26 protein-coding genes are annotated in these 24,478 nt (G+C 72.2%); 15 read left to right on the plus strand and 11 right to left on the minus strand.

Annotated features, from left to right (window positions below; all coding sequences use genetic code 11):
- Positions 1-88: 88 nt before the first annotated feature.
- Positions 89-697 carry a hypothetical protein gene (locus tag C1A17_RS03975; RefSeq protein WP_146000571.1) on the plus strand — a complete coding sequence of 203 codons (609 nt, stop codon included), beginning with the start codon at positions 89-91 and terminating at the stop codon, positions 695-697.
- A gap of 9 nt (positions 698-706) precedes the next feature.
- Complete coding sequence (locus C1A17_RS14135) at positions 707-850, plus strand: hypothetical protein (protein WP_180953203.1); 144 nt, start codon at positions 707-709, stop codon at positions 848-850.
- A gap of 9 nt (positions 851-859) precedes the next feature.
- Here C1A17_RS14135 and C1A17_RS03980 read toward each other — a convergent pair whose 3' ends face one another.
- The 5 genes from C1A17_RS03980 to C1A17_RS04000 all read right to left on the minus strand — a co-directional run bounded on the left by C1A17_RS03980 (position 860) and on the right by C1A17_RS04000 (position 6,013).
- The gene (locus C1A17_RS03980; RefSeq protein WP_101650933.1) at positions 860-1,513 is read right to left on the minus strand and encodes an MBL fold metallo-hydrolase; all 654 of its coding nucleotides are present in this window, start codon (positions 1,511-1,513) and stop codon (positions 860-862) included.
- Between the two features lie 63 nt (positions 1,514-1,576).
- Positions 1,577-2,653 (minus strand): NADH:flavin oxidoreductase/NADH oxidase, encoded by a 1,077-nt coding sequence (locus C1A17_RS03985; RefSeq protein WP_101650934.1) that lies wholly within the window; start codon positions 2,651-2,653, stop codon positions 1,577-1,579.
- A gap of 85 nt (positions 2,654-2,738) precedes the next feature.
- The gene (locus tag C1A17_RS03990) at positions 2,739-4,403 is read right to left on the minus strand and encodes an SLC13 family permease (RefSeq protein WP_101650935.1); all 1,665 of its coding nucleotides are present in this window, start codon (positions 4,401-4,403) and stop codon (positions 2,739-2,741) included.
- 105 nt (positions 4,404-4,508) lie between these two features.
- Complete coding sequence (locus tag C1A17_RS03995; RefSeq protein WP_101650937.1) at positions 4,509-5,282, minus strand: alpha/beta fold hydrolase; 774 nt, start codon at positions 5,280-5,282, stop codon at positions 4,509-4,511.
- 92 nt (positions 5,283-5,374) lie between these two features.
- Positions 5,375-6,013 carry a thymidine kinase gene (locus C1A17_RS04000; protein WP_101650940.1) on the minus strand — a complete coding sequence of 213 codons (639 nt, stop codon included), beginning with the start codon at positions 6,011-6,013 and terminating at the stop codon, positions 5,375-5,377.
- Between the two features lie 128 nt (positions 6,014-6,141).
- Between C1A17_RS04000 and C1A17_RS04005 the strand changes: the two genes are divergently transcribed.
- The 4 genes from C1A17_RS04005 to C1A17_RS04020 all read left to right on the plus strand — a co-directional run bounded on the left by C1A17_RS04005 (position 6,142) and on the right by C1A17_RS04020 (position 10,260).
- Positions 6,142-8,367 carry an NADP-dependent isocitrate dehydrogenase gene (locus tag C1A17_RS04005; RefSeq protein ID WP_101650942.1) on the plus strand — a complete coding sequence of 742 codons (2,226 nt, stop codon included), beginning with the start codon at positions 6,142-6,144 and terminating at the stop codon, positions 8,365-8,367.
- A gap of 172 nt (positions 8,368-8,539) precedes the next feature.
- On the plus strand, positions 8,540-8,974 hold the full coding sequence (locus tag C1A17_RS04010; RefSeq protein WP_245873416.1) for a LapA family protein: 435 nt from the start codon (positions 8,540-8,542) through the stop codon (positions 8,972-8,974).
- A 14-nt stretch (positions 8,975-8,988) separates the two neighbouring features.
- Positions 8,989-9,903 carry a sulfurtransferase gene (locus tag C1A17_RS04015; RefSeq protein WP_219618243.1) on the plus strand — a complete coding sequence of 305 codons (915 nt, stop codon included), beginning with the start codon at positions 8,989-8,991 and terminating at the stop codon, positions 9,901-9,903.
- A gap of 33 nt (positions 9,904-9,936) precedes the next feature.
- A complete protein-coding gene (locus C1A17_RS04020; protein WP_101650948.1) occupies positions 9,937-10,260 on the plus strand; it encodes a putative quinol monooxygenase in 324 nt (107 codons plus the stop codon).
- Here C1A17_RS04020 and C1A17_RS04025 read toward each other — a convergent pair whose 3' ends face one another.
- Positions 10,261-10,740 carry an OsmC family protein gene (locus C1A17_RS04025; RefSeq protein WP_101650950.1) on the minus strand — a complete coding sequence of 160 codons (480 nt, stop codon included), beginning with the start codon at positions 10,738-10,740 and terminating at the stop codon, positions 10,261-10,263.
- A 4-nt stretch (positions 10,741-10,744) separates the two neighbouring features.
- Positions 10,745-12,199, minus strand: coding sequence for a MocR-like pyridoxine biosynthesis transcription factor PdxR (pdxR, locus tag C1A17_RS04030; RefSeq protein ID WP_180953204.1), 1,455 nt, complete (start codon positions 12,197-12,199; stop codon positions 10,745-10,747).
- 126 nt (positions 12,200-12,325) lie between these two features.
- Here pdxR and pdxS point away from each other — a divergent pair, with 126 nt between their 5' ends.
- Positions 12,326-13,207 carry a pyridoxal 5'-phosphate synthase lyase subunit PdxS gene (pdxS, locus tag C1A17_RS04035; protein WP_101650954.1) on the plus strand — a complete coding sequence of 294 codons (882 nt, stop codon included), beginning with the start codon at positions 12,326-12,328 and terminating at the stop codon, positions 13,205-13,207.
- Positions 13,204-13,863 (plus strand): pyridoxal 5'-phosphate synthase glutaminase subunit PdxT, encoded by a 660-nt coding sequence (gene pdxT, locus C1A17_RS04040; protein ID WP_101650956.1) that lies wholly within the window; start codon positions 13,204-13,206, stop codon positions 13,861-13,863. Before pdxS ends, pdxT begins: the two co-directional genes overlap by 4 nt.
- Here pdxT and C1A17_RS04045 read toward each other — a convergent pair.
- Together C1A17_RS04045 and C1A17_RS14690 are read right to left on the minus strand one after the other, a co-directional pair.
- Positions 13,844-15,034: a YeiH family protein gene (locus C1A17_RS04045; RefSeq protein ID WP_101650958.1), complete on the minus strand. Its 1,191-nt coding sequence runs from the start codon at positions 15,032-15,034 to the stop codon at positions 13,844-13,846. The two genes, pdxT and C1A17_RS04045, sit on opposite strands and share 20 nt — an antisense overlap.
- Positions 15,031-15,165 (minus strand): hypothetical protein, encoded by a 135-nt coding sequence (locus C1A17_RS14690; protein ID WP_281258665.1) that lies wholly within the window; start codon positions 15,163-15,165, stop codon positions 15,031-15,033. The genes C1A17_RS04045 and C1A17_RS14690 overlap by 4 nt, the downstream gene beginning before the upstream one ends.
- A gap of 254 nt (positions 15,166-15,419) precedes the next feature.
- On the opposite strand from C1A17_RS14690, the gene zupT reads away from it, so the two are divergent.
- Positions 15,420-16,214 (plus strand): zinc transporter ZupT, encoded by a 795-nt coding sequence (zupT, locus tag C1A17_RS04050; protein ID WP_101650960.1) that lies wholly within the window; start codon positions 15,420-15,422, stop codon positions 16,212-16,214.
- Between the two features lie 59 nt (positions 16,215-16,273).
- Entirely contained in the window at positions 16,274-17,932 is a 1,659-nt protein-coding gene (locus C1A17_RS04055) for an FAD-binding dehydrogenase (RefSeq protein ID WP_101650962.1), read from the plus strand.
- Positions 17,933-17,990: 58 nt separating this feature from the next.
- Here the strand turns inward: C1A17_RS04055 and C1A17_RS04060 are convergent, their stop codons facing one another.
- Together C1A17_RS04060 and C1A17_RS04065 are read right to left on the minus strand one after the other, a co-directional pair.
- Complete coding sequence (locus C1A17_RS04060; RefSeq protein WP_101650964.1) at positions 17,991-18,923, minus strand: diacylglycerol/lipid kinase family protein; 933 nt, start codon at positions 18,921-18,923, stop codon at positions 17,991-17,993.
- Positions 18,924-18,935: 12 nt separating this feature from the next.
- Positions 18,936-20,033 carry a C40 family peptidase gene (locus C1A17_RS04065; protein ID WP_101650966.1) on the minus strand — a complete coding sequence of 366 codons (1,098 nt, stop codon included), beginning with the start codon at positions 20,031-20,033 and terminating at the stop codon, positions 18,936-18,938.
- Positions 20,034-20,278: 245 nt separating this feature from the next.
- Here C1A17_RS04065 and C1A17_RS04070 point away from each other — a divergent pair, with 245 nt between their 5' ends.
- Genes C1A17_RS04070 through C1A17_RS04090 form a run of 5 tightly spaced genes read left to right on the plus strand, consistent with a single transcriptional unit; the run spans position 20,279 to position 24,382 of the window.
- On the plus strand, positions 20,279-20,761 hold the full coding sequence (locus tag C1A17_RS04070) for a DUF2243 domain-containing protein (protein ID WP_101650968.1): 483 nt from the start codon (positions 20,279-20,281) through the stop codon (positions 20,759-20,761).
- Complete coding sequence (locus tag C1A17_RS04075) at positions 20,758-21,582, plus strand: cytochrome c oxidase assembly protein (protein ID WP_101651548.1); 825 nt, start codon at positions 20,758-20,760, stop codon at positions 21,580-21,582. Before C1A17_RS04070 ends, C1A17_RS04075 begins: the two co-directional genes overlap by 4 nt.
- 12 nt (positions 21,583-21,594) lie before the next feature.
- Positions 21,595-22,098, plus strand: coding sequence for a hypothetical protein (locus tag C1A17_RS04080; RefSeq protein ID WP_101650970.1), 504 nt, complete (start codon positions 21,595-21,597; stop codon positions 22,096-22,098).
- A 57-nt stretch (positions 22,099-22,155) separates the two neighbouring features.
- Positions 22,156-22,674, plus strand: a complete 519-nt coding sequence (locus C1A17_RS04085; protein WP_101650973.1) for an O-acetyl-ADP-ribose deacetylase — start codon at positions 22,156-22,158, stop codon at positions 22,672-22,674.
- A 52-nt stretch (positions 22,675-22,726) separates the two neighbouring features.
- The gene (locus C1A17_RS04090) at positions 22,727-24,382 is read left to right on the plus strand and encodes a helicase HerA-like domain-containing protein (protein ID WP_101650975.1); all 1,656 of its coding nucleotides are present in this window, start codon (positions 22,727-22,729) and stop codon (positions 24,380-24,382) included.
- Positions 24,383-24,478 lie beyond the last annotated feature (96 nt).

Below are 24,478 nucleotides of genomic sequence, written 5' to 3' on the forward strand. Positions count from 1 at the left end.
TTCGACAGGGGGTTCGACGAGATGGGGACCTGGCGGGGCGGCGATCCGTCTCATCTTCGTCTCATCGTGAACGCCTAGTGTCGCGATCATGAATGGACGGTGCCTGAGATCGATGCCGGCGGCGGTCCGCGTCCGGCTCGGACGGGGAGCGGCCTGGTGGTGGGCGGCGGTCATCATCTCCGTGCTCGTGCTCGGCGTCCTCGTCGTCATCGACATGATGCACCGGCTCGAGAACACCCGCGGGATCTTCCCCGCCTTCGCGAACCCGCTCTTCAACGCCGACCGGGACCGCGGATTCGCGGAGAGCTTCGGCTACCTCCAGCTCGTCATCGCCGGGGCCGCGCTCGTCTACACCGCTCTCCACCTGCACCGGGCATGGATCCACTACGCGATCACCGCCGCGTTCCTCGTCGTCATCGCCGACGACAGCCTCGAGCTCCACGAGAACTGGGGCGGGGCGCTCGCCGACGGGCTCGGCTTCGAATCCGGCATGGGACTCCGGGGCCAGGACTTCGGGGAGCTCCTCGCGTGGGGCCTCATGGGCGTCCCGGTGCTCCTCGCGCTCGGGATCGCGTGGATCTTCACCGGCGCGCGCGCGAGGCGACAGGCGTGGGTCATCGTCGCCGGGCTCGCCGCGCTCGTGTTCTTCGCCGCGATCCTCGACATGCTCCACCCGGCCTCGGGGCTGTGGGGCTAGCCCGAGCGGGTGCGCTACGGACTGACCCTGCTCGAGGTCATCGGGGAGATCGGCTCGATGATCTTCATCATGGCCGCATCCCTGTTCTTCGCACTCCGCCAGCGCGTCGAGAAGCGCGAGGGGCTCACCGAACGTCCGGCCGCGAACGGCTGAACCGGCACCTCACCACCCGCGCTCGCGCCATTCGGAGAGCTGCGGGCGCTCCGCCCCGAGCGTGGTCGTGTCCCCGTGGCCGGGCAGCACCCGGACCTCGTCGCCGAACCGGCCGAAGATGCGCTCCTCGAGGTCGTCCATGAGCGAGACGAAGTCCTCGGGACTCCACGTCTTCCCGGGGCCGCCGGGGAACAGGCTGTCGCCGGAGAAGATCACCGTCTGCCCGCCGGCGTCCGCGAGCACATAGGCGATCGAACCCGGGGTGTGGCCGCGGAGCTCGATCGCCTCGAGACGGAAGCCGTCGAACTCAAGGGCGCTCCCGTGGGCGACCCGCTCGTCGATGCGGGCGCCGGATTCCTCCTCGATCGCGTCCGCATCGTTCTCGCCGGCCATCGTCCGGGCGTCGTTCTCCGCCGCGGTCTCCCGCAGGGCGCGCACGTGGTCCCAGTGGCGATGGGTGGTGAGCACCGTCGTCACGCGCGTGCCGTGCTCGGAGTCCTCGGCACCTGCGGCCACGAGATCGCGGATCGCAGGCAGGTCGTCGGCCGCGTCGATGATCACCTGCTCCCCGCTCGTCCGGGCGGTGATGAGGTAGACGTTGTTCTCCATATCGGAGACGGACGTCGAGCGGATGACGACGTCGTCGAGTGCGAGCGATTCCATGTTCTCCTCCGGTGGTGTCTGCGGTGCGGATGGGGGCGGGACGGTTCTAGCGCCGGGGCGGCGTCACCACTTCCCGCGGGTGTATTGGGGCGGATAGGGGGTGTTCCGCCAGCCGACCCCGAGCGCGTGGGCCGCGCGCTGCGGCCAGCTCGGATCGCGGAGCGCGGCCCGGGCGAGCAGGACGACGTCGGCGTCCCCGGTGGTGAGGATGCCCTCGGCCTGAGCGGGTTCGGTGATGAGGCCGACCGCCCCGGTGGTGACGCCGGCGGCGGCGATCTCCCCGGCGAGCGGGACCTGGTACGAGGGCCCGATCGGGATGTCGGCGAGCACATTGCCGCCGCTGCTGACGTCGACGAGGTCGACGCCGGTCTCCTGGAGGCGGACGGCGAGTTCCGTCGCCTCGGCGATGTCGAACCCGCCCGCCGTCCATTCCGAGGCGGAGATCCGCACGAGCACCGGAGCGTCGTCGGGCAGCGCGGCGCGCACGGCGTCATGGATCTCGAACAGCAGCCGGGCCCGGTTCTCGAGCGAGCCGCCGTACTCGTCGGTGCGGGTGTTCGACAGCGGGGAGAGGAACTCGTGGATGAGATAGCCGTGCGCGGCATGGATCTCCACGGAGTCGAAGCCGGCGTGCACGGCGCGGGCCGCGGCGGTTCCGAAGGCCACGACGACCTCGGTGATGTCGTCGCGCGTCATCGCGCGCGGGGCGGCCAGGCCCTCGAACGCCTCCGCCGAGGGACCGACCGACTGCCAGCCGCCCGCGTCCTCCGACACCGAGCCGGTGGCCTCTCCGACGAAGGGACGGTGGGTGCTCGCCTTCCGTCCGGCGTGCGCGAGCTGGATGCACGTCGCCGCGCCCTGCGAACGGAGGAAGTCGACGATGCGCGACCACGCGCGCGCCTGCTCGTCGTTCCAGATCCCGACGTCCTGCGGCGAGATGCGCCCTTCGGGCACGACTGCGGCGGCCTCGGTGATGATGAGCCCGAACCCGCCCTGCGCCCGCGCCCCGAGGTGGACGAGGTGCCAGTCGGTGGGCACACCGTCGCGGGCTTCGACGGAGTACTGGCACATCGGTGCGAGCCAGACCCGGTTGCGGACGGTGAGTGCGCGCAGGGTGATCGGTTCGAAGAGTCGGGGCACGGAGGTCTCCTTGTCGAGAGGTGGTGCAGGCGGTCGGGCGGCGGGGCGGCCCGGATGCCCAGCGGGCACGGGACCGCCCGCCGGGTCAGTAGACGATGCCGAACACCCACGTGGCCAGGGTCATGGTCACCAGGGTGATGAGGACGACGCCGACGAGGTTGAGCAGGACGCCGCCCTTGACCATCTGGCTGATCGTCACGTAACCGGAGCCGTAGGCCACCGCGTTCGGCGGGGTAGCGACAGGGAGCATGAACGCGCACGTCGCGGCGAGCGCCACCGGGATGGTGAGCAGCAGCGGGTCGACCTGGAGGCCGATCGCCACACCGCCGACCACCGGCAGGAAGGTCGCCGCCGTGGCGGTGTTCGAGGTGATCTCGGTGAGCATGAGGATGCCCGCGGCGAGGATGATGACGATCAGCAGCACCGGCACGCCGGCCAGGCCCTGCGCCGACTCGCCGATCCAGTCGGTGAGTCCGGAGGACGAGAACTGGGCCGACAGCGCGAGTCCGCCGCCGAACAGCAGGAGGACGCCCCAGGGCAGTTCGACCGCCGACTCCCAGTCGAGCAGTCGCACGCCGCGCTCGGCGCCCGCGGGCACGATGAAGAGGAGGATGCCTGCGACGATCGCGATACCGGCGTCGGAGATCGGGGGCTCCTCGAACACCGTCGGGATGATGATCCACGACAGCGCGGCGAGGACGAAGATCGCGAGCACGAGCTTCTCGCCGAGCGACATCGGTCCGAGCTTCGCCTTCTCCTCGGCGATGAGCTCCTTGCCGCCCGGGATCCGCGCCGTCTCCGGCTTGAAGAGCACCTTGACGAGGAGGAACCACGTGATCGCCATCATCACGACCGCGAGCGGGACGCCGACGAGCATCCATTGGCCGAACCCGATGGAGATGTCGTGGTTCTCCTCGAGGTAGCCGACGAGCAGGAGGTTCGGCGGGGTGCCGATGATCGTACCGAGCGAGCCGACCGAGGCCGCGTAGGCGATGCCGAGCATGAGCGCGGTGCCGAAGTTCGATCGGAGCACGCTCGATTTCACCGACTCACCGGCGGGACCGTCGACATCGACCTCCTCGTCGGTCCCCGTGCGATCCGCCGAGTCGCCCGCGAGCCCGGAGGACTCCGGGTCCTTCTCCATCGCCTCGTTGACGAGGACGAGGACGGACAGGCCGATCGGCAGCATGAGGACCGCGGTGGCGGTGTTCGACACCCACATCGAGAGGAAGCCGGTGGCGATCATGAAGCCGGCGATCATCGCCCCCGTCCTCTCCCCCATGAGGGACAGGACGAACAGCGCGATCCGGCGGTGGAGGTTCCAGCGCTGCATCGCGAGCGCGATGAGGAAGCCGCCCATGAAGAGGAAGATCGTGTCCTGGCCGTAGCTCGCACCGACCGAGGACACGCTCACCGGCTCCTCCTCGGTGCCCCCGAACAGCGGGAACGCGACGAGCGGGACGAGTGCGGTGGCGGGGATCGGGATCGCCTCGGTCATCCACCACACAGCCATGACACCGGCGACGGAGGCGGTGACGCGGGCCGCCTGCGGGAGGTCGGCGGGCAGGATCACCCACAGGAGGACCGCGAGCAGCAGTCCGCCGATGAATCCGATCCAGCGGATGCGCGTCGTTCCCGGGGAGAAGGCCTCGGCACGCTCACCGGGGGACTTGAAATCGCGCTCCGTGTCGGTGCGGGGCAGCGGAGCATAGCGCGCGGCGTGCTCTCCGGCGGGGCGGGATGATGACATGGCGGCCTCTCTCGGTCGGACGTCGTGCTCTCGGTCGGACGTCGTGCTGGTCGGGCGGGCGGGCGGTGGGGTGCGGTGCGCTGGAGGACCGGCGGGGACTCCGGGTCAGCCGAGCCGGGCGCCGAAGAACCCCGCGAGGCGGTCGGCGACGAGCTCGGGGTGCTCCGCGACGGGCAGATGGGCGGAGTCCGGGATCACCGCGAAGGCGGATCCCTCGACCTGCTCGTGGAGTGCGCGCATGGACTCCGGCGGGTTGCTCGGGTCCTGGGCACCGGCGAGGAACAGCACGGGGACCTCGATCGAGGCGACCGCATCGCTGAGGTCGAATCCGGCGAGGGCCTCGCAGCAGTCGATGTAGCCGGCGTCGTCGGTCCCGGCGAGCATCTCGAGCACGATGGGGCCGGTCGAGTCGTCCTCGTCGAGGAAGCCGGCGGCGAACCAGCGGTCCGCGGTGTCGGGGACGAGGGAGCGCGTGCCGTCGGACCGGACGTCGCCGATCCGCTGCTCCCAGGTCGAGGCGTCCCCGAACCGGGCTCCGCAGCACAGGGCCGCGGCGGCGCGCACGCGCTCCGGGGCGCGCAGCGCCAGTGCGAGGGCGAGGCCGCCGGAGATCGAGATCCCGGCGTAGAAGAAGGTCTGCGCCCCGAGGTCGTCGGCGATGTCGAGGACGAGTTCGGCGATCCGTTCGATGGTCACTCCGGGGATCCGCGGGCTGCGGCCGTGCCCGGGGAGGTCGAAGGTCACGACGCGGTAGTCGTCGGCGAGCCGGTAGGCCGGCCCGGCCCACAGCGCACCGGTGGTGCCGAGCGAGGGCCCGAGGATGAGGACGGGGGCGGAGGGGTCGGCATCGTTGATGATCGAGTAGGCGAGCTGTGACATGGCGCTTCACTCCAGAGGTCGACACTGGTTCCGGCTGATTGCCCCACTGTATCCGGTCGCCCGGACACGGCACGGGGACCGCGGCGTCCGTCTCAGCCGAGATCGCTGCCGCGCCCGGCCGATTCCGCGAAGTAGCAGTGGGCGCACAGCGATTCGTAGGTCACCTCGGCGCCGTCGATCGCGACCTGGTCGCCGTCGAACACGAACCGCCCCTCGACCCGACGGCCATTGAACAGGGCCTTGCGCCCGCAGCGGCAGATCGTCTTGAGCTCCTCGAGCGTGTGTGCGATCTCGAGCAGCCGGGCCGATCCCGGGAAGGCGCGGGTCCGGAAATCGGTGCGGATCCCGTAGGTCATCACCGGCACCTCGTGCCGCACCGCGATCCGCAGCAGATCCTCGACCTGGCCCGGTTCGAGGAACTGGGCCTCGTCGACGAACAGGCAGGCGACGGGGGCGACGGGCACCTCGATGCTCGTGAGCAGGGCCGCCGGGTCCTCGAGCCCGGCGGCGGCGAGGAAGCGCGCCTCGACGTCCTCGCCCGCCCGGATGAGGAAGTCGACGCGCCGGCGCACCCCGAGCCGGGACACGACCTCGTCGTCGCCCTTGGTGTCGAGCGCGGGTTTGGCGAGGAGCACGCGCTGATCGCGCTCCTCGTAGTTGAAGGCGGCCTGGAGCAGTGCGGTCGACTTCCCCGAGTTCATCGCGCCGTAGCGGAAGTAGAGCTTGGCCATCGGTGTCCGCGCGTCCTCTCTCCCGTGTCGGGACGTCTCAACCCGACGCCCTCCAGCATGGTACCGATCCCGGTGCACAGTAGACTCGGGTGGTAAACCCCCCAACACGATCTGGAGTTGTGCACCTCATGGCAAAGATCATCTACACCCGCACCGACGAGGCGCCGCTGCTGGCGACCTACTCGCTCAAGCCGATCGTCGAGGCTTTCGCGACCACCGCCGGTGTCGAGGTCGAGACCCGCGACATCTCGCTCGCCGGTCGGATCCTCGGTCAGTTCGGCGACCGCCTCCCGGAGGACCAGCGGATGGCGGACGCCCTGTCCGAGCTCGGGGAGCTCACCCAGTCCCCCGAGGCCAACATCATCAAGCTGCCGAACATCTCGGCCTCGGTGCCGCAGCTCAAGGCCGCGATCGCCGAGCTCCAGTCGCAGGGCTTCGACCTCCCGGACTACCCGGATGAGCCCTCCACCGACGACGAGAAGGACGTCCGCGCCCGCTACGACGCCGTCAAGGGCTCCGCCGTCAACCCGGTGCTCCGCGAGGGCAACTCCGACCGCCGCGCCCCGAAAGCTGTGAAGAACTTCGCGAAGTCGCACCCCCACTCGATGGGCGAATGGTCGCAGGACTCGAAGACGAACGTCGCCACCATGGACGCCGACGACTTCCGCGCGAACGAGAAGTCGGTCGTCTTCGACTCCGACGACACCGTGACGATCCGCCTGCGCACGGCCGCCGGCACCACCGATCTCAAGTCCTTCGACGTGCTCGCCGGCGAGATCGTCGACGGCACCTTCATGAAGGCCTCCGCGCTCGACGCGTTCCTCCGCGAGCAGGTGCGCCGCGCCCGCGAGCAGGACGTCCTGTTCTCCGTCCACCTCAAGGCGACGATGATGAAGGCCTCCGACCCGATCATCTTCGGCCACGTCATCGAGGCGTTCTTCCCCGAGGTGTTCGAGAAGTACGGCGAGCAGCTCGCAGCTGCGGGGCTGACCTCGGACAACGGCCTCGGCGCGATCCTCGCCGGGCTCGACGCACTGCCGCAGGAGGTCGCCGACGGCGTCCGCCGGGGCATCGAGCAGGGCATGGCCGACGGCCCCGCCCTCGCCCAGGTCAACTCCGACAAGGGCATCACCAACCTCCACGTGCCCAGCGACGTCATCGTCGACGCCTCGATGCCGGCGATGATCCGGATCGGCGGCAAGATGTGGGGACCCGACGGCGAGGAGGCCGACACCCTCGCGGTGATCCCGGACTCCTCGTACGCCGGCATCTACCAGGTCGTCATCGACGACTGCCGGGCGAACGGCGCCTACGACCCGACGACGATGGGCTCGGTGCCCAACGTCGGCCTCATGGCCCAGAAGGCCGAGGAGTACGGCAGCCACGACAAGACCTTCGAGATCTCCGAGGCCGGCACCGTCGAGGTCGTCGACTCCGCCGGCGAGGTCCGCATGAGCCACGAGGTCGAGGCCGGTGACATCTGGCGCGCCTGCCAGACCAAGGACATCCCGGTCCGCGACTGGGTCAAGCTCGCCGTCACCCGCGCCCGCCTGTCGGACACCCCGGCGGTGTTCTGGCTCGACGAGACCCGGGCGCACGACCGCACCCTCAAGGCCAAGGTCGAGGAGTACCTGCAGGAGCACGACACCGAGGGCCTCGACATCCGGATCATGAGCCCGGTGGAGGCCACGCAGCTCTCCCTCGACCGGATCCGGAAGGGCGAGGACACGATCTCCGTCACCGGCAACGTCCTCCGCGACTACAACACCGACCTGTTCCCGATCCTCGAGCTCGGCACCTCGGCGAAGATGCTCTCCGTGGTCCCGCTCATCGCCGGCGGCGGACTGTTCGAGACCGGCGCGGGCGGCTCCGCGCCCAAGCACGTCCAGCAGTTCACCGAGGAGAACCACCTCCGGTGGGATTCGCTCGGCGAGTTCTTCGCGATCGCGGAGAGCTTCCGCCACCTGCACACCTCGGACGACAACGCGCGCGCCGGGATCCTCGCCGACACGCTCGACGATGCGACGGAGACCTTCCTCAACGAGAACAAGTCGCCGTCGCGGAAGGTCGGCGAGCTCGACAACCGGGGCAGCCACTTCTACCTCGCCCTCTACTGGGCCGAGGAGCTCGCGAAGCAGACCGCCGACGCCGAGCTCGCGCAGGCGTTCACCCAGGTCGCCGAGCAGCTCCGCGCGAACGAGTCGACGATCGCCGAGGAGCTCCTCGCGGTGCAGGGCTCGCCGGTCGACCTCGGCGGGTACTACAACCCCGACGTCGAGAAGACGACGGAGGCGATGCGCCCCTCGCAGACCTTCAACGACATCATGAAGGGGCTCGAGAAGAAGGACGTCTGACCCGCCCTCGCCCAGCAGAATCCTGCGGTTCCTGAGACCGGAACCGCAGAATTCTGCGTTCTCGGCACGGCCGTGACGTGCGACAATCGATGACGAGGCGGGTCCCGCACCGCCGTGGCGCGAGCCTGCGGGACGGAACGCCGAGAGCCGACCGACGAAGGACGTGAGTGCAGTGACCGATCCCTACCGCTCCCCCGAGCCCGCCGGCGCCCCCCGGCCCGCAGGCGACGCCGGCTACTCCGATGCCGGGTACCCCGAGCCCGAGGCGCACCCGCCGGCCCGGCGGAGCGACGAACGGACCCGCCGTCCGGCCGCGGAGCCGAAGCGCTCCTCCGGGGTGTCCGCCGGCGTGTGGATCGCGCTCATCCTCGGTGCGCTCATCCTCGTCCTCCTCCTCGTCTTCATCATCCAGAACAACGTCTCCGCGCAGTTCCAGTACTTCTCCTGGCAGTTCAGCCTGCCGCTCGGCGTGGCGATGCTGCTCGCCGCGATCGCCGGGGTGCTCATCGCCGGGATCGCCGGCTCCGTGCGGATCGCCGTGCTCTCCCACCGGCTCAAGAAGTCGAACCGCTCGCTCGCCGAGGTCGAGCGCATCCTCGACCGCTGATGTCCGCTCCCGCCGTGCGCACCCTCCCGCCCGCCGAGTCGTCCCTGCCCGGGATCCTCGTCGACCCCGCGTGGCTCGCCGCGCACCTCGACGATCCGCAGGTGCTCGTCGTCGACGTCACGACGTTCCTCGTCCGCACCGCCACCGGGGTGCGCCCGGAATCCGGGCGGTCGACCCACCTCGACGCCCATATCCCTGGGGCGGTGTTCGCCGACCTCCTCGACGTGCTCACCGCTCCCGAACCGGTGCGGTTCACCGCTCTCGACAGCGATCGGTTCGCCGCGGCGGCCGGCGGGCTGGGGATCGACGGGAGCGTCGACGTCGTCGTCTACGACCACGGAGAGAACGAGTGGGCCACCCGGCTGTGGTGGAACCTCCGGCTCGAAGGCCACGGCCGGGTGGCGCTCCTCGACGGCGGGCTGCCCGCCTGGCGCGCCGCCGGACTACCCGTCGAATCCGGTGCGGTCGCACCGCGCCCGCGGACCTTCACCGCGCATCGGCGGCCCGAGCTCCTCGCCGACGCCGCCGCGGTCGAGGCGGCGGGCGGCGCGGGCACCCCGGTGGTCAACGCGCTCGATCCCGACGCCTACTCCGGACGCACCCGCCCCTACGGCCGTCCCGGGCACATCCCCGGCAGCGGTCACGCGCACTTCCGCGACCTCTACGACGAGGAGCGCGATCACCGGCTCGTCCCGGAGGAGCGCGCCCGCGCCGTGCTCGCACCGACCGGGACGCTCGACAGCGCGGAGCGGCCGATCGCCTACTGCGGCGGCGGGATCGCGGCGACCCTCGTCGCCTTCAGCGCCGCACGGCTCGGACGCCCGGACGTCGCGGTGTACGACGGCTCGATGACCGAATGGGTCGCCTCCGGCCGTCCGCTCGAGACGAGCCCGGGCGTCGAGGGACCCCCGGCCGAACCGACCCCCTGATCCACCGCATCACCACCGAAACCTGGAGGACCCATGTACTTCATCGTCGTCAAATTCCTCGTCGCCGACGCGTTCGCCGACCGCTGGCCGGAGATCTCCCGCCCCTTCACCGAGGCCACCCGGGCCGAGCCCGGCAACATGTGGTTCGACTGGTCGCGCAGCGTCGAGAACCCGAACGAGTACGTTCTCGTCGAGGCGTTCGCCGACGACGAGGCCGCCGGGGCCCACGTGGGCAGCCCGCACTTCGCCGCGATGCGCGAGGAGTTCCCGCAGTACCTGCAGCAGACCCCGCGCATCATCTCCCGCAAGATCGAGGGCGACGGCTGGGACGAGATGGGCGAGATCAGCGTCGACTGATCACCCGTCGCAGACAGGCGCCTCCCCGACCTCCGCGCGCGAGGTGATCCGCACCGGGGTCGCGTGCTCGACGGTGCGCGACACCGTGCAGTGCTTGTCGTGCGACAGCCGCACGAGGCGCTCGACCATGCCCGCCGCGGTGCGGCCGGACTCGTCGTCGGGGAACGCGAGGTCGAAATCGACCCCGATGTCGGCCAGGCGGCTCGCCCCGTCCTCGTCGATCTTCGTCCCGCTCGCCCGCGCGGTGAAGCGCGTCGGCTCGGTGCGTCGCGAGGTCACGGTGTCGACGTCGATCGCCGAGCAGCCGGCGATCGCCGCGAGCAGCAGCTCGACCGGGGTGAGGAGGCCCTCGCCGCGGCCGAACTCGAGGGTCGTGCCGCTCGCGCCGACCGCCCGGTAGCGGTTCTCCGCCACCCGGGTGATCTCGACGGCGTGCGAGGGCTGGGGGTCTCCTGCCGGTGCGGCTGTGCTGTCGTCCATGGCCTCATCCTGTCACAGGGCCGGGGTCGGCCCAGCGCACCCGTCCGGGGGTGCCGGCGCCCTCCCCGAGACTCTCCGCGATGAGTGCGAGCGCCTCGCGCAGCCGCTCCGGAGCCGCCGCGGACCGCGCGACGACGAGGCCGTGCCGACCGGCCTCCCCCGACCAGCCGGAGGCGAGGTCGCCGACGACGATCCCGTGGGCGGCGAGCCGCCGATGCGCGTTCCGGGCGCCGGACTCATCCGTCTCGATGACGAGATCGCGTCCGCGCCGGACGAGTCCGGGCAGCCCCGCGTACTCCGCGGCCACCGGTTCGGCCGCGCGCAGGCGAGCGCGACCGCGGGTGATCCGGCGTCGCAGCCCGCCGGAGGTCAGATACTCCGCGACCGCGGTCTGGAGCAGCGGGGACACCGCCGGCCCGAGGTTCTCGCGGGCGGCGCGGATCCGGTCGCCGGCGCGCCCCCGGGCCACGAGGTATCCCGTGCCGACCGCGGAGGTGAGCACGGTGGAGAAGGTCCCGAGGTGGACGACCCCGCCGCCCGGCGCGGAGTCGAACAGCGGCGGAACCGCGGGGCCGAGGTAGCGCGCTTCGCTGTCGTAGTCGTCCTCGAGGAGGAGCACGCCGGCGTCGGCCGCCGTGCCGCACAGCTCGACCCTGCGCCCCACCGGCATCGCCGTGCCGTAGGGGAACTGGTGGTTCGGGGTGACGAGCGCCGCGGCCGGCCAGTCCTCCGCGATCGCCCTCCCGACGCCTGCGTCCCCCGGGTGCACCGCCCGGGCAAGACCGTGCGGGGACAGGCCGAGCTCGTCGACGGGAACGGGCACCGCCTCGACGCCGCGCAGGGCCCGGCGCAATCCGGGGAATCCGGGGTCCTCCACCGCGACCCGGGTCACGCCGGTCGCCGCGAGCACGAGTGCGAGCCCGTCGCGCGAGCCGGCGGTGACGACGACCTCGGCGGCGTCGACGACCATGCCGCGCATCGTGCGGAGGTGCTCGGCGATCGCCTCGCGCAGCCGGTGCTCTCCGAGCGGGTCCGGCGGCCCGGGAGGGAGGTCGAGGGCCCGGCGCCAGGCCGCGCGGAACTGCGGATCGGTGGACGGGGAGTCCCCGCCGCCGCCGGGGCGGAGATCGAGCCGGATCGGGCGGCGGCGCGCGCGGGGTCGGGGAACGGGCGCCGGAGGGCGGGCGAGGGCGGTCGCCGGGAGATCGGGATCGATGACCGTTCCGCTCCGCGGACGCTGCACGACGTACCCCTCGGTGGCGAGCTGGGCATAGGCGCTGTCCACGGTGCCGCGCGCGGTGCCGAGCGACGCCGCGAGCGCACGGGCCGACGGCAGCCGGTCCCCCGGGGTGAGGCGCCCGCCCGCGACGGCGGCGCGGATGCCCCGGATGATCTGCACCGGCAGGGCGACGTCGCTGGTCCGATCGATCTCGAGATGGAGTTCCGGGGCGCGGCTCATGGAACCATGACACCACATCTGGCCCATTGATGTGATCGACTTCTGGCCCTGCCGGCAGACCAGTTCGCCGCTTACGGTGACGGTGACCCATCCCGCACCCACCGGAACCACCGAGGAGAACCCCGCATGACCGCGACCCAGCCCCTGCTCAACACCGGACTCGCCCAGATGCTCAAGGGCGGGGTGATCATGGACGTCGTCACCCCCGAGCAGGCCCGGATCGCCGAGGCCGCCGGCGCCGTGGCCGTCATGGCGCTCGAGCGCGTACCGGCCGACATCCGCGCCCAGGGCGGAGTGGCGCGGATGAGCGATCCCGACCTCATCGCCGGCATCATCGACGCCGTGTCGATCCCGGTCATGGCGAAGGCGCGGATCGGTCATTTCGTCGAGGCCCAGGTGCTCCAGACCCTCGGGGTCGACTACATCGACGAGTCCGAGGTGCTCTCGCCGGCAGACTTCGTCAACCACATCGACAAGTCGGGGTTCTCGGTGCCGTTCGTGTGCGGTGCGACGAACCTCGGCGAGGCGCTCCGGCGGATCACCGAGGGCGCCTCGATGATCCGCTCGAAGGGTGAGGCGGGCACCGGCGACGTGTCCGAGGCGATGCGCCACATCCGCACGATCACCGGGGAGATCCGCGGGCTCGCGGCGATGAGCGCCGACGAGCTCTACGTCGCCGCCAAGGAGCTGCGAGCGCCCTACGAGCTCGTCAAGGAGGTCGCCGGCGCGGGCCGGCTGCCGGTGGTGATGTTCGTCGCCGGCGGCATCGCCACCCCCGCCGACGCGGCGATGATGATGCAGCTCGGCGCCGACGGGGTGTTCGTCGGATCGGGGATCTTCAAGTCCGGGGACCCGGAGAAGCGGGCCCGCGCGATCGTCGAGGCGACCACCCACTTCGACGACCCGGACACGATCGCCCGGGTGTCGCGCGGGCTCGGCGAGGCGATGGTCGGCATCACCGTGTCCGAGCTCCCCGCTCCGCACCGCCTGGCCGAGCGCGGCTGGTGACTCCGTCCGACCGCCCCTGCGTGGGCGTCGTCGCGCTCCAGGGCGCGGTCGCCGAGCACCGAAAGGTCCTCACCGCACTCGGCGCCGCGACCCGCCGCGTCACCCGCCCGGAGCATCTCGACGGCCTCGCCGCCGTCGTGCTGCCGGGCGGGGAGAGCAGCGCGATGGTGCGCCTGGCCGCCGGCAGCGGACTGTTCCCCGCGCTCGCGGAGCGCACCGCGGCCGGCCTGCCGGTGTTCGGCACGTGCGCCGGGCTCGTGCTCCTCGCCCGTGACGTCGAGGACGCCGCCGCGCTCTCCGGCTTCGCTCGGGTCCCCGCGCTCGACGTCACCGTCCGCCGCAACGCCTACGGCGCGCAGCGGGAGTCCTTCGTCGCCCCGCTGGCCGTCCGCGGGCTCGCGGGCGACGGAGGAGCCGGGACCGTCGAGGCGGTGTTCATCCGCGCACCGCAGATCACCGGGACGGACCCCGGCGTCGAGGTGCTCGCCGAGCACGACGGCGTGCCCGTCCTCGTCCGGCAGGGGCACGTCATGGCCGCGAGCTTCCATCCGGAGCTCACCCCGGACCCGCGGATCCATACCCTCTTCCTCAGCGCGGCGGGTGTGCTCCCCGCAACGGCATCCGAGGCGGCGCCGGTCAGAACTCGAACGAGCTGAACAGCAGAAGCGCGAGGCCGAGCCCGGCGACGAGATTGACGAGGGTCGCGGCGGTGAAGACGAGGATCGGCTTCCAGCCGGCCTCCCGCACCGAGGAGACCGTGAACTCGAGGCCGATCGACACGAACGCGAGGCTGAGCGCCCACACCTGGAGCTCCTTCGCCGCATCGAGGCGCGGTTCGAGGACCGCGGGGTCCATGGTGGCGCCGAGGACCGTGGCGATGATCGAGGCGAAGAGGAACCCGAGGACGAACTTGGGGAACCGGTCCCACACCATCGCCCAGGCCCGCGGCCGCGGTGCCCCGGCATCCGCGGCGGCCCCGGACGCCGGTGCCTCGCCGGCGCCTGCCCTGCGATCGACGCGCAGGGTGAAGTACAGGGTGAGGAGCACCGCGACGAAGCCGAGGAGCGCGTTCTGCGTGACCTTGACGATCGAGGCGATCTGCAGCGGCTGCTCGCCGGCCACGGTGCCCGCGGCCGTCACCGCCGCGGTGGTGTCGATGTTGCCGCCGATCCAGGCACCGGTCACCGCCGGCGGCAGACCCAGGAGGCCGGCGAGCCACGGCAGGAGGAAGATCGAGGGCACCGCGAACACGATGACGAGGGTCGCGGTGTAGGCGAGCTGCTCCTTCTTCGCCCGCACCGCGCCGGCGGCGGCGACCGCGGCGCTCACGCCGCAGATCGACAGCGCCGAGGCGAGCAGCGCCCGCAGGCGGTCGTCGAGGCCGAGCACGCCGGCGAACCACCAGGTGAATGCGAAGACGATCGCGATGAGGCAGACCGCCTGGATCACCGCCGGGCCGAAGGCCTTGACGAAGATCGCGAAGTTGATCGTCGCGCCGAGGAGCACGAGTCCGATCTTGATGAAGAGCTCGGTGCGGAACGCGGCCTCCATCCGGTCCCGGATCCCGCACAGGGAGAGGACGGCGTTGGCGAGGAAGCCGAGCGCGATCGCGTAGATCGGGTACTCGATCGACTCCGCGATGTCGCCGAACCACGTCCCCGCGGCGAGCGCGGGGACGGCGTCGGTGAGGTACTGCACGAGGCCCGCGAGGCCGAACACGATGATCGCACCGATGCCGGTCCACAGCGCCCGGCGGCCCGTGGACGTCCGACGGGCGGGCGCCTCGGGCGCGGCGTCGGTGCCGGGCGCGGCGTCGGCCCGGCTCACGGGATGATCTCCGGGCCGATGATGCCGAGGAGGCACGCGGCGAGGAGCACGAGCCCGATGATCGTCGCGGTCCAGTCCTCGTTGAGGGAGAACCGGCCGTGGTCGTCCGGTGCGCTGCTGTCCTCGTCCACCCGTGAGTCCTCTCGTCGATCCGCCGCGTCCGGTCGACCCGGTTCGCAGGTCGACCTCCCCAATCCTACGAGCTGCCGCGCCCGGGTCGGACACCCGCGGATCGAGGGGAGGAGAATTCACCCTCCCGTCATCCGGGCACACTTGCTCACCTGCGCACATCTCGACTTGTCGCCCGCCGCGGCGCTCGCTAGAACTGGGAGTGCACGGTCGGCCCCACCCGGCACCGACCCCGGCGCGAAGACGAGGAGGAAGCATGGAGAACGTGCTCTTCGCCTTCGCGCTCACCCTGGGCGCCGGCCTCGCCACCGCGGTGGGCGGTGTCGTCGCCGTGCTCGGCGGGGCCGAGTCGAAGCGCTTCCTCGCCGCCGCCCTCGGGTTCTCCGGCGGCGTCATGGTCTACGTGTCGATGATCGAGATCCTCCCCAAGGCCACGGAATCCCTCACCGAGGAGCACTCGCAGTCCGCCGCCGGCTGGCTCACGGCCGCCGGGTTCTTCGCCGGCATCGCCCTCATCGCGATCATCGACCGGCTCGTCCCCGACGCGGTGAATCCCCACGAGGTGCCCGGAGATCGCCTCGCGGCGCACCGTCGCGAGCACGCACTGCTGCGGATGGGCCTCTTCACCGCCGGTGCGATCGCCCTCCACAACTTCCCCGAGGGGTTCGCGACCTTCCTCTCCGGACTGCAGAGCCCGGAGATCGCGATCCCCATCGCGATCGCGATCGCGATCCACAACATCCCGGAGGGCATCGCCGTCGCCGCCCCGGTCCACTATGCGACGGGCTCGCGGAAGCGCGCGCTCGGCTACGCCACGCTCGCCGGCCTCGCCGAGCCCGCCGGTGCGCTCATCGGCTTCGCGGTCCTCGCACCCTTCGTCACCCCGACGCTGTTCGGCCTCGTGTTCGCTGCGGTCGCCGGGATCATGGTCTTCATCTCCTTCGACGAGCTGCTGCCCACCGCGGAGCGCTACGGCCACCACCACCACGCGGTGTACGGCCTCGTCGCCGGCATGGCGGTCATGGCGCTCAGCCTGCTCCTCCTCACCTGACCGTATGCTGGTGCCCTGTCGAGCGCGGCGGCCCGAGCGGCACCGCACCAGGAGGCACCATGGACACCGACGTCCTCGTCATCGGCACCGGTCTCTCCGGCCTCGTCGCCGCGACCGAGGCGGCCCGCGCCGGAGCGCGCGTCGTCCTCGTCGACCAGGAGGGCGAGCAGGACCTCGGCGGACAGGCGTACTGGTCGTTCGGCGGCCTCTTCCTCGTCGACTCCCCCGAGCAGCGCCGGATGGGGATCCGCGACTCCCCCGCTCTCGCGCACGCCGACTGGATGGGCTCGGCCGGGTTCGAGGAGCACGACGGGTGGCCGCGCCGCTGGGCCGAGGCGTACCTCGACTTCGCCCACGGGGAGAAGCGCGCGTGGCTCCACGACATGGGTCACCGGTTCTTCCCCGTGGTGGGCTGGGCCGAGCGGGGCGACGGCACCGCTGACGGCCACGGCAACTCCGTGCCCCGCTTCCACATCACCTGGGGCACCGGGCCCGGGATCGTCGCACCGTTCGTCGCCCGGGCCAAGGAGCTCATCGCCTCGGGATCCCTGCATGTCCATTTCCGGCACCGGGTCGACGCGCTCGTCCGCGAGGACGGCGCGGTCGCCGGGGTGCGCGGCTCCGTCCTCGCTCCCGATACGAGCCCGCGCGGCGTCGCGTCGACCCGTGAGGCCGTCGGGGAGTTCGCGATCCGCGCCGGGGCGACGATCATCGCCTCCGGCGGCATCGGGGCGAACCACGCGCTCGTCCGCGAGAACTGGCCGGCCGACCTCGGCGCTCCCCCGCGCACCATGGTCTCCGGGGTGCCGGAGTACGTCGACGGGAGGATGATCCCGATCGCCCAGGCCGCCGGCGCCCACCTGCTCAACCCCACCCGGATGTGGCACTACACCGAGGGCATCCGCAACTGGGATCCGGTGTGGGCGGGACACGGCATCCGGATCCTCCCCGGACCGTCCTCGCTGTGGCTCGACGACCGCGGCCGCCGGCTGCCCGTGCCGCTGTTCCCCGGTGACGACACCCGGGCGACGCTGAGACATCTGCGGGAGATCGACGCGGAGCACTCGTGGTTCGTCCTCAACCAGCGCATCATCGAGAAGGAGTTCGCACTGTCGGGCTCGGAGCAGAATCCGGATCTCACCGGGAAGTCGATCCGGCAGACGCTCGGGCGGGCGCGGCCGGGGGCGACCCCGCCGGTCGAGGCGTTCAAGAAGCACGGGGAGGACTTCGTCGTCGCCGACTCCCTCGAGGAGCTCGTCGCCGGGATGAACGCACTCACCGGGGCGGGGCCGGGTTCCCAGCGCGTCCTCGATCCGGCGGAGATCCGCCGGATCGTCGAGGCGCGCGATGCGCAGGTCGACAACCCCTTCGGCAAGGACGCCCAGCTCGCGGCGATCCGGCAGGCCCGCGCCTTCAGCGGCGATCGGCTCATCCGGGTGGCGCCGGTGCACCGGATCCTCGAACCGGCGGCCGGCCCGCTCATCGCCGTCCGGCTCCACGTCCTCACCCGGAAGACCCTCGGCGGCCTCCACACCGATCTGCAGGCACGGGCGCTCGACGAGCACGGCACGCCGATCCCCGGCCTCTACGCCGCGGGCGAGGCCGCCGGATTCGGCGGCGGCGGGATGCACGGGTTCAACTCGCTCGAGGGCACCTTCCTCGGCGGCTGCCTGTTCTCCGGCCGGGTGGCCGGGCGCGCGGCCGCCGCCGCAGTCTGAGGGTTGCACAGCGCTCCCGAACCTGCACCGTGCTCCCCACCGACACGGCGGCCCGCGCTCACACGACGACGCTGAGCGCGCCCGCGGCGATCCCGAGATCCATCTCCACCGCCTCCGGGAACGGCTCCCCGTCGAGGTGGACCGCGGTCGGCGACGCCGGGACGAGGTGGGCCCGCGGGGTCCGGTGATAAGCGAGGTCGGCCGGCACGCCGGAGCGCAGTCCGAGTCCGTAGGCCGCGATCGCCGACCACCCGGCGAGTGTCGGCGGGGTGCACACGAGGAGTTCGAGATCGCCGCTGCCGGGACCGCCGTGGGGGAACACGCGGATGCCGGCGGGAGCGCGGGAGATGTTCCCCGCGAGCACGCTCCATACCGGTCCGTCGAGCTCCCCGCCGGGGATCCGCACCCGGGCGCGGATCCCCGGTGACCGGAGGAACCGGGCACCGCGGAGCAGGTACGCCGGCCACCCCAGACGGTGCTTGAGGCGGTCGGTGAGCGCCATGACGGTCCGCGCGTCCTCGCCGAGCCCGGCGGCGGCGAGGAACACCTCGGACGATTCCCGGCCCCAGCGGTTCCGCACCCGGGCGGTGCCGACATCGGCCGACCGGCACCGGGAGGAGAACAGCCGCGCCGGCTGCACCGGTCCGGGCCGGATCCCGAGATTCCGGGCGAAGAGGTTGGCGGTGCCGGTGGGGACGATGAGGAGCGGGACGGTGCCCGGTGCCGCGCCGGAGTCCGCGGAGAGCAGGCCGCGGACCGTCGAGCGGACGGTCCCGTCGCCGCCGATGACGACGAGCCGCGCCGCTCCCGAGCGCACCGCCGCCGCCGCCTGCTCAGCGCCCTCGCGGACCCGCGTGGTCCGGGACACCGAGTACGGGATGCCGCGGGCGTCGAGGAGGGAGCTCGCCTCGGCGAGGCGGCGCAGACCGGCCGCGTGGACCGGGTTGACGACGAAGGCCCAGGGCGCCGCCGGATCCGCGTGCCGGTTCATCGGCGCACCGGATCAGAGGTAGCGCTGGGCCCCGGCGAACTGCCCGCTGCGGTCCCAGGCGCGCCAGTCGACGATCTCGACGTCCTTCGAGGCGTTCGGGGAGTGGATCATCTTCCCGTGCCCGATGTAGATGCCGACGTGGTGGACCGCGCCGCGGCCGCCGCGGCCGGCGAAGAAGAGGAGGTCGCCGACGGCGATGTCCTGCGTCCGCACCGCGGTTCCACCCTCCGACTGCGGTCCCGAGTCGCGCGGGAGGTCGATGCCGTGGGCACGGAACACCGCCCAGGTGAAGCCGGAGCAGTCGAAGCCCGCCGGCGAGGTGCCGCCCCACAGATAGGGGGTGCCGAGGAACGACCGGGCGGTGGACACGATCTCCGAGGGCTTCGGTGCCGCCGGCCCTGACCCGGACCGGAGGACGTCGACATCGGCGGCGTCCGCCCAGGCCTTCGACCCGTCGGGCAGGGCGACGCGCACCCGGTCCCCGGAGCGGGCGAGAACCGGGACCTCGGCGGTGAACGGGAGCTGCTCGATCGCGTCCCCGTCGGGTCGATCGGTGACCTCGGTCGAGGCGGCGGTGACGACGGCGGTGTCCCGGGTCTCGAGCGCCCGGTCGAAATCGGGGTTCTCGACGAGCTGCCGGGCGGGCACCCAGCCGGGGTACCCGTGCTCCTCGCCGGGCTCCTCCTGCCCGGCGACGGCCACGCGCACCCACGCACCCCGGGTCTCGAGGATGCGCACCTCGTCGCCGAGCAGCGCCTGCGTCTGCGTCTTCCCGGTGAGCGCGCGGCGCACCTCCGTCTGCCTCAGCGCCCGGTCCCAGGCACCCAGGCGCACCGGATTGCCGAGCGCCGGGTCGTCGATGCCGCGCGGCGAGCTCGGCGCGGTCCACAGCGTCGCGACCTTGACGTCGACGAAGGCCGTGTCGCCGGCGGCGAGGCCCTTCCCGGGCTCCGCGGTCGGGCCGGCCGACGGGGTGCTGTCCTGCGCGTGCCCGTTGAGGCCGGGCGCGGCGTAGATCGGAACCGCGGAGCCCGCGAGGAGTCCGAGTCCGAGGACGGCGGCGGCGAGAGTGCGGCCGCGAGGGCGGAATGCGGGCGTGCGAACAGACATGATGTCCTTCCAGTCGAACCGGGGGGGGGAAGCCGGACAGCTGCGGTCAGTGTAGGCATGCGGGCGCCGCGCTCCCCGGTCGCGCACACGCGCCGGGCCGCCATCGTCATGGAATCGTGACGCGGCCGCGATCCGGATTCCCGCAAGGAAACCTGTTCGAGACCATTGTCGGACCGGGGCCCCGGGGCGGACAATGGACGGGTCGCGCACGACTCCGCGCGGCCCACGACCGGAGGAGCGGGAGCATGACAGCAGGACCGGCCACCGGGACCGCGAGCCCGACCGCCACCGATCGTCGCACCCTGGCTTCGGGCTTCCTGTTCGGCTGCGGGATCGCGGCCGCGATGATCGACCTCTTCGTCTTCCACCTGGGCCTCCAGTGGCATCACTTCTACGACCTGTCCACCCCGGAGATCGCGCTCGCGGCGGACGGGTTCTTCCACGCATTCGCCTGGTTCATCACCGTGGCCGGCGTCTTCCTCCTTGCCGACATCCACCGCAGGTCGCCGGTGCGCTGGGGCCGCTGGGCCGGGGCGGTGCTCGGCGGGGTCGGTGCCTTCCAGCTCTTCGACGGCGTCGTCAACCACAAGATCCTCGGCATCCACCAGATCCGCTACGGCGTCGACCTCCTCGTCTACGACCTCGTGTGGATCGGGTCGGCGGTGCTTCTGCTCGTCGCCGCTGGGCTCGTCCTGTGGGGCACGCGCTCGGCCCGCCGCACCCGATGACCCTCGCCGGACACGACCACGGCCCGACTGCGGCGACGCTCAGCGGCTGGGTCGTGGTCGAATCCGTCGTCGCCGTCGTCCTCCTCGGCGCCGGGATCGGGTATCTCTTCGCTCTCCGCTCCGGGCGGCATCGCCGTCCGTGGCCCGCCCACCGCACGGTGCTCCTCGTCCTCGGCCTGGCGTGCGCCGGTGCCGGACTCGTCGGTCCGATCGCACGCGCGGGCCACGCGAGCTTCACCGCGCACATGCTCGCCCATCTGCTCGTCGGCATGATCGCTCCGCTCCTCCTCGTACGCGCCGCACCGGTGACGGCACTCCTCCGCGGGCTGCCGCAGCAGCGGGCGCGCCTGCTCGCGCGGGCGCTCCGGTCGCCGTACGTCCGGTTCATCGGCTACCCGGTGACCGCGGCCGTGCTCAACGCCGGCGGACTATGGGTGCTGTACTCGACGGGCCTGTTCCCCCTCATGCACGCCTCGCTCACCGTCCACGTCCTCGTGCACGTCCACGTGTTCGCCTCCGGCTACCTCCTCACCGCGTCGATCGTCGGCATCGACCCCGACCCCCACCGCGCCCCGTTCCGGCTCCGCGCCGCCGTGCTCATCGCCTTCATCGCCGCGCACTCGATCCTCGCGAAGCACCTCTACGCCCATCCGCCGGCGGGGGTCGAGGCGGCCGACGCCCGCATGGGCGCGCAGTTCATGTACTACGGCGGGGACGCCGTGGACGTCGTCCTCATCGTGCTCCTGTTCCTCGGCCTCCACCGGGCGCGCCGAGCGCGCGACACCGCACCGCGCCTCCCCTCGCCCACCGCCTCCCGGTGACACACTGGTCCCATGGTCGCCGCCGGATCGCTCTCCGCCCTGAGCCGGGCCATCGGTCGACGCAGCAATGACGTCGCCGTGCTCGAGGCGATGCTCGTCGTCGAGGAGAACCCGGTGACGCGCGCCCTCGATGCCGATGTGTGCTGGGAGTTCGTCAACTCCGGCGTCGACTTCGTGTTCGCCGGCGGGGTCCTCACCTCGATCGGCGTCCGCCTCGTCTACGACCGGACGAGCAGCTTCAACGGGATCGTCGTCCCCTCCTGGCTCGTCGCCGGGTGGCACCGACGGCCGGGGCCGGAGGAGATGCGCGAGCAGTTCGGCGACTCCATGGCCGCCGGGGAGACCGAGCCGGAGACCGTCCGGCTGCCGGAGTGGGAGGCCCTCGGCGATCCGTCCCCGCGCACCCGGCCGGGAACGCGGTGGGAGGTGTTCGAGCTCGACACGGGCATGCTCCACGTCGACTACGACGCGTCCGGCGCCGCGCGCATCCTCACCCTCATGGCCGAACCGGGCTGAGACCCGCAGCCCTCCGCGCCCCTCCCCCTCGGCCTCCCCGCTCGCTAGGCTCGGGACATGGAGATCACCCTGCGCACCGGAGACATCACCACCTCGACCCTCGACGCCGTGGTCAACGCGGCGAACTCCTCGCTGCTCGGCGGGGGCGGGGTCGACGGCGCGATCCACCGCGCCGCCGGACCCGCGCTCCTCGCCGAGTGCCGGGAGCTGCGCGACTCGACGCTGCCCGACGGCCTGCCGCCGGGCCGAGCGGTCGCCACGGGTGCCGGCGACCTCGCCGCGCGGTGGGTCATCCACACCGTCGGCCCCAACCGGCACGCCGGCCAGACCGACGTCAGCGTGCTCGAATCGTGCTTCTCCGCCTCCCTCGACGAGGCGCAGCGCATCGGAGCGCACTCGGTGGCGTTCCCCGCGATCGGTGCCGGGGTGTACGGCTGGGACGCCGCCGAGGTCGCCCGCGCGGCACACCGGGCGCTCACCGCCGAGGACGCCGACGAACGATGGCCGGACGTCGCCCGGGTCGAGTTCGTGCTCTTCGGACAGGCCGCGGCGCAGGCCTTCGACGCCGTGTTCTGAGGCCCCGCCGCCGTTCGCCGCCCGTGTCCGGGTCCTGTGCCAGAATGACCGCATGAGCGATTCATCGGCTGCCCTCGACGTCATCCGCACCGGCTACACCTTCGACGTCCCCGCCATCGACCTCGGCTCCGCGCTCGACGGCGACACCGCGGTGACCGACGCCCGCGTGCGGCTGCCGCTCGGCATGCTCAACCGCCACGGGCTCGTCGCCGGGGCCACCGGCACCGGCAAGACCGTGACCCTCCAGGTGCTCGCCCAGGCGATCTCCGACGCCGGCGTCCCGGTGTTCGCCGCCGACATCAAGGGCGATCTGTCCGGCATGGCGAGCCCCGGTGACGGCTCGGAGAAGCTCCTCGCCCGCACGGCGGCCAACGGTCAGGACTGGGCACCGGCGGCGAGCACCGTCGAGTTCTACGCGCTCGGCGGCGAGGGCACCGGGGTGCCGCTGCGAGCGACCGTGACCTCGTTCGGACCGCTCCTCCTGTCGAAGGTGCTCGAGCTCAACGACACCCAGGAGTCCGTGCTCGGCCTGCTCTTCCACTACGCGGACACCCAGGGCCTCGCACTCCTCGACCTCGCCGACCTCAAGGCCGTGCTCACCCACCTGACCTCCGACGACGGCAAGGCGGAGCTCAAGGCGATCGGCGGGGTGAGCAGCGCGTCCGTGGGCGTCATCCTCCGCTCGATCGCGAATCTCGAGGCGCAGGGCGCGGACGTCTTCTTCGGGGAGCCGGAGTTCGACATCGCCGACCTCCTCCGCACGGCGGAGGACGGCCGCGGCATCGTCTCCATGCTCGAGCTGCCGGCGGTGCAGAACCGCCCCGCGCTGTTCTCGACCTTCCTCATGTGGCTCCTCGCGGAGCTCTTCGAGACCCTGCCCGAGGTCGGCGACGCGGAGAAGCCCGCGCTCGTGTTCTTCTTCGACGAGGCCCACCTCCTGTTCCGCGACGCCTCGAAGGCGTTCCTCGACTCCGTCGCACAGACCGTGCGCCTCATCCGCTCCAAGGGCGTGGGCATCGTCTTCGTCACCCAGTCCCCCGCCGACGTCCCCGACGAGGTGCTCGCGCAGCTCGGATCCCGCGTCCAGCACGCCTTGCGCGCCCACACCCCCAAGGACGCGAAGGCGCTCAAGGCGACGGTGGAGACGTTCCCCATCACCGACTTCGACCTCGGCGCCCTGCTCACCGGGCTCGGCACCGGCGAGGCGGTCGTCACGGTGATGGACCCCGAGGGCTCGCCCACTCCGGTCGCCCCGACCCGGATCTTCGCCCCGGCGTCCCGCATGGGTCCCACCGACGCCGCGGTGATGACCGGCATGGTCGAGTCCTCCCCGCTGTGGCAGAAGTACGGCGAGGCGGTCGACCGCGAGTCCGCGCACGAGATCCTCGCCGCCCGCTACGCGGAGGGCGCGGCGGGTGCCGCCGAAGGAGGCGCGGATCCGGCGAACGCGCCGCGCACCCCGGACGAGTCGGCGACGAACCCGCAGCCCGCGGACATGCCGCCGGCGCCCACGCGCGGCGAGACCCCGAACCGCATCCCGGCCCCGGGTCGCGCTCCGCGCTCGCGCACCGCGGACCGGGCCCCGGAGCGGGAGGAGTCGATGCTGACCAAGGTCGTCGGGTCCCAGGCATTCAAGCAGTTCACCCGCACCGCCGCCCGGGAGATCGCGCGCGGGATCTTCGGCACCGGGCGCAGGCGGCGCCGGTGAGCGCGACCGGCGAGCACGCCGCCGCGTCCCCGGTCCCCGACTCCGAGCACCACACCCCGGGCGGGCCGCTCGCCCCGAACCTCTCCGACACCGCAC

The organism is Brevibacterium ihuae, assembly GCF_900184225.1.
Lineage (GTDB): Bacteria > Actinomycetota > Actinomycetes > Actinomycetales > Brevibacteriaceae > Brevibacterium > Brevibacterium ihuae.